Annotated in this window: 9 protein-coding genes; 7 read left to right on the forward strand and 2 right to left on the reverse strand. The window is 31.1% G+C overall.

All coding sequences use genetic code 11. The features are described 5' to 3' along the window. The first annotated feature begins 24 nt into the window (after positions 1-24). The 5 genes from kamD (at position 25) to JMO20_RS03685 (ending at position 3,821) form a co-directional block, all read left to right on the forward strand. Positions 25-1,581 (forward strand): lysine 5,6-aminomutase subunit alpha, encoded by a 1,557-nt coding sequence (kamD, locus tag JMO20_RS03665; RefSeq protein WP_202708175.1) that lies wholly within the window; start codon positions 25-27, stop codon positions 1,579-1,581. Then, a complete protein-coding gene (gene kamE / locus JMO20_RS03670) occupies positions 1,581-2,336 on the forward strand; it encodes a lysine 5,6-aminomutase subunit beta (RefSeq protein WP_202708176.1) in 756 nt (251 codons plus the stop codon). The genes kamD and kamE overlap by 1 nt, the downstream gene beginning before the upstream one ends. Positions 2,337-2,473: 137 nt before the next feature. After that, on the forward strand, positions 2,474-2,842 hold the full coding sequence (locus tag JMO20_RS03675) for a hypothetical protein (protein WP_202708177.1): 369 nt from the start codon (positions 2,474-2,476) through the stop codon (positions 2,840-2,842). 12 nt (positions 2,843-2,854) lie between these two features. Further along, positions 2,855-3,547: a DUF421 domain-containing protein gene (locus JMO20_RS03680; RefSeq protein ID WP_202708178.1), complete on the forward strand. Its 693-nt coding sequence runs from the start codon at positions 2,855-2,857 to the stop codon at positions 3,545-3,547. A gap of 64 nt (positions 3,548-3,611) precedes the next feature. Then, the gene (locus JMO20_RS03685) at positions 3,612-3,821 is read left to right on the forward strand and encodes a DUF1657 domain-containing protein (protein WP_202708179.1); all 210 of its coding nucleotides are present in this window, start codon (positions 3,612-3,614) and stop codon (positions 3,819-3,821) included. A gap of 201 nt (positions 3,822-4,022) precedes the next feature. On the opposite strand, the gene JMO20_RS03690 is transcribed toward JMO20_RS03685, so the two are convergent. After that, positions 4,023-4,652, reverse strand: coding sequence for a hypothetical protein (locus tag JMO20_RS03690; RefSeq protein WP_202708180.1), 630 nt, complete (start codon positions 4,650-4,652; stop codon positions 4,023-4,025). Between the two features lie 743 nt (positions 4,653-5,395). On the opposite strand from JMO20_RS03690, the gene JMO20_RS03695 reads away from it, so the two are divergent. Beyond that, positions 5,396-7,507: an LTA synthase family protein gene (locus tag JMO20_RS03695; protein ID WP_202708181.1), complete on the forward strand. Its 2,112-nt coding sequence runs from the start codon at positions 5,396-5,398 to the stop codon at positions 7,505-7,507. A 260-nt stretch (positions 7,508-7,767) separates the two neighbouring features. Here JMO20_RS03695 and JMO20_RS03700 read toward each other — a convergent pair whose 3' ends face one another. Then, a complete protein-coding gene (locus JMO20_RS03700; protein WP_202708182.1) occupies positions 7,768-8,181 on the reverse strand; it encodes a DUF3842 family protein in 414 nt (137 codons plus the stop codon). Positions 8,182-8,829: 648 nt separating this feature from the next. Between JMO20_RS03700 and JMO20_RS03705 the strand changes: the two genes are divergently transcribed. Further along, positions 8,830-9,653 (forward strand): hypothetical protein (locus tag JMO20_RS03705; RefSeq protein ID WP_202708183.1); only part of this gene is annotated, 824 nt, incomplete at its 3' end.

Below are 9,653 nucleotides of genomic sequence, written 5' to 3' on the forward strand. Positions count from 1 at the left end.
ATATATAGAAGGAGGTCTAATGGGATGAATAGCAAGCTTAATCTTGATGTTAATAAGATAAATAGTGCAAGAAATGCGGCTAAGAACATAGCAGAGGATGTTCAAGACTTTATTGACAGACACACTACTAGCACAATTGAAAGAACAGTAGTAAGGCTTCTAGGTGTTGATGGTGTGGATGAAATAGAAAAGCCTCTACCAAACGTGGTAGTTGATAATATTATGGAAGGTGGAGGATTACCTTTAGGAGCAGCTTACTGGCTAGGTAATGCGATTGTCCAAACTGGAAATACTCCCCAAGAGATAGCTGAGAAAATAAGTCGAGGGGAACTGGATATTACAAAGCTTTCTGTTGCTAATGATGATGAGATAAGAGATGAAGTTTATAAAATAGCTAGAGAAAATGTAGAAAAGATAGCTAAAAAGAGAGATGAAAGAGAAAGCTATCTAAATACAATAGGGGAAGGAAGAAAGCCTTATTTATATGTTATAGTTGCTACAGGAAATATTTATGAAGATATCATTCAAGCGAAAGCAGCAGCTAGACAAGGGGCCGATGTAATTGCAGTTATAAGAACAACTGCTCAAAGCTTACTTGATTATGTGCCATATGGGCCTACCACAGAAGGATTTGGAGGAACATATGCAACTCAAGAGAACTTTAGGCTTATGAGGGAAGCCCTTGATGAAGTCGGTGAAGAAGTTGGCAAATATATAAGGGTATGTAATTATTGTTCGGGACTATGTATGCCAGAAATAGCTGCTATGGGAGCATTAGAGAGACTTGACGTGATGCTTAATGATGCCCTATATGGAATTCTTTTTAGAGACATTAATATGCAAAGAACAATAGTTGACCAGTATTTCTCTAGAATTATAAATGGATTTGCTGGAATAATCATTAACACTGGCGAAGATAATTATTTAACTACAGCAGATGCAGTGGAAGAAGCCCATACAGTATTAGCTTCCCAGTTCATCAATGAGCAATTTGCTAAAAAGGCTGGATTACCTGAGGAACAAATGGGATTGGGTCATGCCTTCGAAATGAATCCAAATATTGAAAATGGATTCTTATGGGAATTAGCTCAAGCACAAATGGCTAGAGAAATATTCCCTAAGGCACCTTTGAAGTATATGCCTCCAACTAAGTTTATGACAGGAGATATATTTAAGGGACATTTACAGGATGCATTATTTAATCTGATATCTATATGGACAAATCAAGGAATTCAATTATTAGGCATGCCAACGGAAGCAATTCACACTCCTCACCTTCAAGATAGAATGCTATCTATTGAGAATGCAAAATACATCTTCAATAATGCTAGAAATATAGGGGATGAAATAGAATTTAAAAAGGACGGAATAATTCAAAGTAGAGCTAAGGAAGTTCTGGAAAATGCAGAAAAGCTACTTAAAGATATTGAACAGGAAGGCTTATTCAGCACGATAGAAAAAGGACAATTTGGTGGAGTGAAGAGACCTCGTGATGGAGGAAAAGGACTTGACGGAGTTACAATTAAGGATGAAAAATATTACAATCCATTTATCCAGTTGATGCTTGGAGGTGAAAAGTAATGGCTTTAGAAAAGGTGGATTTAACTAGGGTAAAGCCCTATGGAGACACATTAAATGATGGAATGATGCAATTAAGCTTTACTTTACCTATTCCGTATGGAGATGAAGCAGACGAAGCTGCAAGGAGACTGGCAAGAAAAATGGGATTGGAAGAACCAAGTGTTGTTCACTCCCATGATTTAGGAGTAGGATACACATTCTTTGTAGTATATGGTAAATGTCAACACACTGTCAATTACGAAGAAATAGAAGTGCCAAAGGTAGACGTTGAAATAATGTCAAAGTATGAGGTTGAAGATTTTATTAAAGAAAATATTAAGAGGGATGTAGTAATTGTAGGGGCGTGTACTGGCACAGATGCTCATACTGTAGGAATAGATGCTATTATGAATATGAAGGGCTATGATGGTCATTATGGTTTAGAAAGATATAAGATGGTAGAAGCCTATAACCTAGGTAGTCAGGTTCCCAATGAAGAGCTAGTGGCTAAAGCCATTGAACTTAATGCAGACGCAATATTAGTATCTCAGGTTGTTACTCAAAAGGATGTTCATATACCAAATTTAACTGAATTGACTGAGCTTTTAGAAGCGGAAGGTATGAGAGATAAGATTGTATTAGTATGTGGTGGACCACGTATTTCTCATGAATTAGCTAAAGAACTTGGATATGATGCAGGATTTGGATCGGGAAGCTTTGCCAATAATGTCGCTTCATTTATAGTAAAGGAAATAGTTGAACGAAAGCTAGTATAGTTTTAAGTAAGTGCCACTTGTTTTAAACAGGTGGCACTTTTTTTGAGTTAATATTAAGTACATATATTTTTGTAGAAATAGTTATAATAAATTAATGGTAGTTTATCATAATCCTTCTAATAAAAAGCGGTGAATTTATGGGAAATAACATTATAAATATTATATTAATTATTTTAATTATAACTATTTTTCTGGGATACTTTATTATTATGGATATGACCTTTAAAGATAAGATAGATACTAATTTAAAATTAGCTGAAACCTATGCGAAAGAAGAAAAATGGAATAAAGTTCTAGAAGTTACATATGAACTTAAAGATATTTGGAAAAAGCATAAACATCTATTAATGTTTAACTTTGCAGAAGCAGAGTTTACTGGTTTTGAAAATCACTTAAACTATATTATTGGAGGGGCTGAAGCAAAGCAGTTAGATATCACATTAAGTAATATTCTAACAGCTCAAGAACAATGGACAAATGCCAAAAAATTAGTACCTGAACCTTAAGGAGGCAATATCATGGATATAATTGTATATATTTTAAGGTGCGTTGTTATGCTATTTGTAACATGGACTGGCATAAGGCTTATAGGTAAGAAATCAATAGCAGAAATGACAGCCTATGATTTAGGAGCTATTATGGTTTTAACAACAGTTGCAGCAGAGCCTATAGCTTATAAAATAGCCTCAAAGGTTACGGTAGGAGTTTTTGCTATAGTAATAACAACACTTATTTTAGGTTCATTATCTCTAAAAGGATTTTTCTATAATATAGATTCAAAGCCTTCGGTGGTGATTATGGATGGAAAAATAAATGAGAAGGAACTAAAAAGAGCAAGAATGAATTTACCACTACTTTTATCAGAGCTTAGAACTAAGGGTTATCAGAATGTATCTGATGTTAGATATGCTATAATTGAACCCAATGGAAAAGTATCTGTTATAGCTAAATCTCAAATAAGTCCTGTTACACCTAAAGTAATAGGGATTCCTTCAGCCCCCATAAACTTAGCCATTCCCCTTATAATAGATGGAAAGATTGAGGATAGAAATCTTAGATTTTTACAAAAAGATAAAAAATGGTTATCTCAACAACTAAAGGCATTTGAAGTTGGTAGCTTTGAAGAGGTTCTTTTGGCTCAATATGATTCATCAGGACAACTATTCGTAAATACAAAAAATAGGAAAATGGAAATACCTAATATCCCATAATATTTTTAGTTATATGACAAATAATATGATTGAAGCTAATGAAAAGTGAAAGGAGAAGCACTCTATGACTACAATAAATAAATTAGAAAAGGCTTTAGCAAGTGCAAAAGGGTTGGCTGCCGATTTTAAAACATTTTCCATGGATACAGATGATAAGAATGCACAGCAAATGTTTAATATGCTATCTACAAATGCAGATAATATAGCTCAAACTTTACAAAACAGAGTTAATTTTGTTAAAAGTGAAGAGCCACAGTATAATCAACAACAATAAAAATGAACATTATTTATTGGTAGGGAAAATATAAGTAGAACAAATAGAAGGTAAAGTATTAGGTGACTTTCACCAATGCTCGCAAATACTACGTGTACCCATACTAAGAACATGAAGAAGCGGCGATTTTTTCGCCGCCTTTTTTAGTAAATTAAATTTTTTTAGTTTCCTTATTTGTACTTAATTAATCACCTAAGTAGACTATTTTAGAGGTTCCTTACCGGTATCATAATATGGACCTCCTATATGTGTTCCATCTCCATAAAAGTCTGTATACCTCTCGTAATAGAAAAATTCATCATCATCGCCATATCGTATTTGCCACTCGATTTGAATAGTATCATATTTACCTGCAACCGCAGCAGCAATAACACCAATAATAGTAATTCCTACCCAAGGTGCAGTAGCCGCTATTATACCTGCGATTATAGCAGTCGATAATCCCCCAGTTGATATTTCGTCAGATGAATAGTGCCAAGAACCCCAGTCAATTGATTCAGTAGTAGAATATAAAGATGAGCTATGGTCTAAATTTGAAGATTTACTAGATAGATTATCAATGAAATTATTGTTTAGTTCATTTCCATCTAAATAAATCTTTCCGTTATCGTTTACTATGGTGTTTTGTATTACTCCTTTTAGAGTTTTTACAAAAACTGTAATTTTATCATCATCGATATTTCTTTCCAATGTGAAACCTAGCTCTTCATCTGTGTATACTTCTTTATCACTTGAGAAATATTCCTCAGTAGCAAAAACATTAAGTGGAAAGGCAGTGATTATTAAGCAAGCAATTAGTAAAATTGCTAAAAGTTCTTTCTTTTTATTCATTTCTCACACTCCTTCTTTGATAGTAACTATATCAATGGCCATTAATATATATATATGGTATCATGAAATAAAGAAAATGTAAAGAAGTTTACATACATTTATTTACATTAATATATTAATATGGTATAATTTTATAAAGGGGAGTGATATATTTGGAAAGCACAGCAAAAAGGTCAATTGTGTTAATACTAATATCCTTAATAATAAGTTTCTTAGTGTATATGTGCACTAATCTAGGAATAAATAGTTTTTTTCATTTGTTTGTATATTTTTTGAGTTTACTTGTGCTACCTGACTGGCTTAGAAATAACAAAATAAACTGGCGTATGAAATTACTATTAACTATATTTGTTGGCATTATAAGTATTACAACACTTATTCATATTTTTGGGATAGGTAAAATTTTGTATAGATATACTATTATATTCTGTATTGCAATTATTTGTTTCATTATTATAGACACTATAAATGCTAAAAAAAATGTTAAAGATTAAGCTAATTAGTAATTTTTTGTTTTAGCAGTAAAGCAAAAATATATAGAGTCCATAGTATAATCTGTAAAATTAATAAGTGGTAATAGGCATAGTAGAAGCGACAGTTCTTTAGTCGCTTCTTTTATATGCCATAAATTGTAAAAAATGTTTTGAAATAACGAAATTTAGTAGTATAATGTTAAGTGTATGTTAAATTTGATGTTTAAGTTAATTACTTTTTACTAAAATAAATTATATGAGGATTTTGAAATGAATATACTAAAAAGAAAGTTTATTGGAAAAATCACATTACTACTACACTCCAATGGTATTGAAGAAACAAGACTTAGTAAGGAAAACAAATTGGGCTATATTATAATTGTGTTTATGTCTATCTTTTTAACATTTACTTCTGAATTGCTATTCAGAGGAGGGGTTGAAAAGACTTTGTCATGGATGATAAATAATCCTATTTCAATCATCTGGAATTATATTATAGTTATATCCATTATTTCACTACTTGCATCTTTGATAAATATCAATATTTCAATTGTCATTAGTAGTGCAGTAATTATTTTTCTATCGTTTATGAATAGCATTAAAATTAGCTTAAGGAATATTCCATTAATACCAAAAGATTTTTCACTCTTTAATGAAATGGCATCTATATCAAGATTAGCTGTAAATTTTAGAATGATTATGTTTTTGATTCTAGGAATAATTATAATAGCTGTAATATGCTATACCTTATTTAAAATATCAAAAGTAAATTTCAGTATAACTAATAGAATTATTCTTTTTATAATGGCGATAGTAACTCTAACTAGTACAAGCTTTACGGATAGAATGGGTATAAATAATCAAACTGCTTCATTAGAAGATATGGGATTCGTACAATTCTTCTATTCTAAACTACAAAAACAGTCTGATTTTAATGACATAGATTTTTGGGACAATGGAGAGTTCTTTTTAATAGATGATAATTATAAAAGAGCAGAAGAAAAACCTAATATCATAATTATTATGAATGAAACATTTTGGGACCCAACTTTAATGGATAATCTTAAGCTCGATGTGAATGTAACTGAAACTGTGGATAAGCTTAGAAGAAAAGGCATTTATGGATATTTTAAGACTCCAGCTTTTGGAGGAGGAACTTCAAATGTTGAATTTGAATTATTAACAGGAAATTCAACTAGCTATTATGACCCGGGATATATGCTTTATTCAAATGAAGTAAAAGAGCCTTCATTATCCTTAGCTAGCATTTTAGGGAATCAAGGTTACAAGACAAAAGCAATTCATCCATATAAAAGCTGGTATTGGAATAGAAGAGAAGTATATAAGCTATTAGGTTTTGATGAGTTTCTTAGTGAAGAATATTTGGTAAATCCTGATTATAAAGGGTTCTTCATATCTGATGAATATGTCACTGATACTATAATTCAAGAAATAGAATCAACCGATGATCCTCTTTTTCTATTTGCAGTTACTATGCAAAACCATGGACCCTATAATGACGACAGATACGAAGATTATGGACTTGATGTAGACGTTAAAAATAACTTGGACAATGAATCAATGCAAATTCTCAGAACCTATTCACAAGGTATTTATGATGCAGATAAGGCATTGGGGAAATTAGTAGACTATATAGACAAGCAAAAGAAGCCTACCATGGTATTGTTTTTTGGAGACCACTTGCCAATACTAGGTATGGACCTTAAAGTATATAATGAACTAGATTTTATGAATGCAAATTCTGTAAATAATGGGAGAATGGATCTTTACTCTGTACCATTTATTTTATACTCAAACTATAAAAGTGTCTCAGAAGATATGGGCACATTAAATACATCTTTTATGGCACCATATTTACTTAGATATGCAGGACTTGAGATGCCAAACTATTTTAAACAACTATATGGGCTATCCCAAGAAATATCTGTAATCAGCCCAATCTATGCTGTAAACAAAAATAATGAATTTATAAACCAAGGAAATGAAGAATTCGAAAAGTATAATAGAATATATAAAAGTCTTCAATTTAAGAACATGTATAATAACAATGGAGAAGGTGAAGATGAACAATGGATAATTAGGGATAATAATAGCTATAATAAAGAATTAAATAATATAGTTATTAAGGGTGGGAAATTTGATGGCAATAAGTTTACAATCAGTGGAAAGAATCTCTATCCCAATTCTAAATTATATATAAATGATAAACTGTATGAGTATACCTTTATTGACAAGACATCCATAAGCTTATCAAATGTAAATATTGATAATAAGTCTACTATACAAATGAAGTTACTGGACTCAGAAGATAATTTAATATGTGAGTCCAATAAGTTTATATACTCCTCAGATAGGGAGTAATATCTATGGCAAATTAGTTATTCATAAACTTTGGGGCATTATATTTTATGAATTTTTAGTATGAAAAGGATTTAGGAACATTTCTAAGTCTTTTTCATGCTTTTTTTAATAAACACTATGTTTAAGTATTAACTTAAAGCATTTAGATTAACTTAATGAACTTTTAAAGCAAAACAAGTCTAAAACACTATGCTGTAAGCTTAACCTATACACTTTAAGTAGTACTATCGAACACTCATACCTTTTCATATTAACTAATTTTAGTTGGATATTATTTTTTTTAACTTCTTAATTAAAATGTCAACTTGGGTTGAAAGAGAATCATCACTTGAAGTTACGACTTCAACATTACATCTTCCTGACGGAAGCAATATCTTTTTTGCAGGGCTAGAAGAAATGGACTCAGCCATTCGAGGGGTGATTTCTCCCTTTAAACCATTAGCAAGAACTATTGCAATTGGTCCTAAAATCACATCAACTCTTGGAGAATTAAAGACCACAGGGTTTTCTCCAGTAGCCCCATGGTTAGCCCCTACTTTTAGCATTGAAGAAGTAGCTATAGAATTTGTTCCAATTGCTAGGATTTCTAAATTTAAATCTAGATTTTTTCTAATTTCTTGTATTATTTTAACTCCTATTCCTCCACCTTGACCGTCAATAACTGCAATAACCATAAAAACCTCCTAGATTATGAAAATATATTTTTAAAAAGAATCACACAATTTAAGAAACAGTTTATTCAATGTATTCAATTTTTTTGTACACACCTATTATTTTAATCAACATATTTAATATAACATAGATAAATATACTTTGTCCTTATAGACATAAGAAATAGAAATAAAAATAAAAAAAAGTTTAAAGAGGGTACCTTAAAAATAAAAAAGTTTCGTATACTATAGATGTAAAAGACCAAAGCAATTACCAAATACTTTAATATAGATTTTGTAGAGAAAATAGACTGTACCCCACCCATCATGCAGTCTATTTTCTTTTTTTTGTAAACAAATTATGATAAAAAACGTCAAAATAGTATAATAGTACTATTTTTATGATTTAAGAATATAAACTTGGGAGATATAGGCAATATAAGGTATAATTGGACCAACAATTTAGATTAGTAAAGCCCATTCTTTGGCAGGAAAGGAATGCGTTAATATAGAATATATATATAAGAATTATTTTGTAACCTATTTGTAATATTATGAAGCTAAAAAAATACTAATAATTTGCCGATATTAGTAGAAGAAAAGGGAAAAACGAAGTTGACATAAGATGGGGATTGAAATAAAAAGATACATCTTACAAAAGGAGGAAAGTAAATGAAAGGCAGTATATTTAAGAGACTTATTAGCTTTGCACTAATATTCATTCTTATGATAGGGCTTGTTCCCTATAGCACCATTGAAACTGTAGTGGCTGCAGCAGAACCAGTTACAGTAGATGAAATAAATATAACTAAGAAATTCAATACACTAGAAAGTCCTAGTATATATTATCTTACTATTAGAGGAGCCAACCTCCTAGAAGCCGATGTAACTTTTATAGATAAAGAAGGTAGATTAACTGCTCTAGGTGATCCAGTAGCAGCTAGTAATGATAGTATAGTTCAATATGAAGTTGATCCAGAATTTATCGGTACTGAAATTATAATTGAAGGGATTACATATTATATAGGTGAAGAAAATATGCCTATGCTTAGCAATATATCTCCTTCTTCAGTAAAGAAAGCAACAGATCTTATAAATATGACAGGTACAAACTTTGATAATGTAGACACTGTCGATAGTGATGGAGATGGGGTTCCAGAGGATTCAAATGGTGATAAAAAAATCGTAACTGCCCTATATTATCAAGGTGAGAATAGTATCCCTATATTTGATAAATTTGGGGGAGGAAATTCAATTGATTTTACAGTGGATAACTCTTTAGGACTTCAAAACGTAAGATTTGACAGAATGCATACTATTGATAACGGAACTAATGATGTAGATGTAATTATTACATATAGATATATAGACGTGTTCCGTATTTATGATGAATTAGAAATTTCTGATTCTGACGACATCACTATGTATCCAAACAGAGGGGAAAAAGGGTCTAGAGTTTACTTCAAAGGAGAAAATTTGAAGCAAGATATGAGCGT

This window comes from Sporosalibacterium faouarense, from assembly GCF_016765695.1.
GTDB classification, from domain to species: domain Bacteria; phylum Bacillota; class Clostridia; order Tissierellales; family VENL01; genus Sporosalibacterium; species Sporosalibacterium faouarense.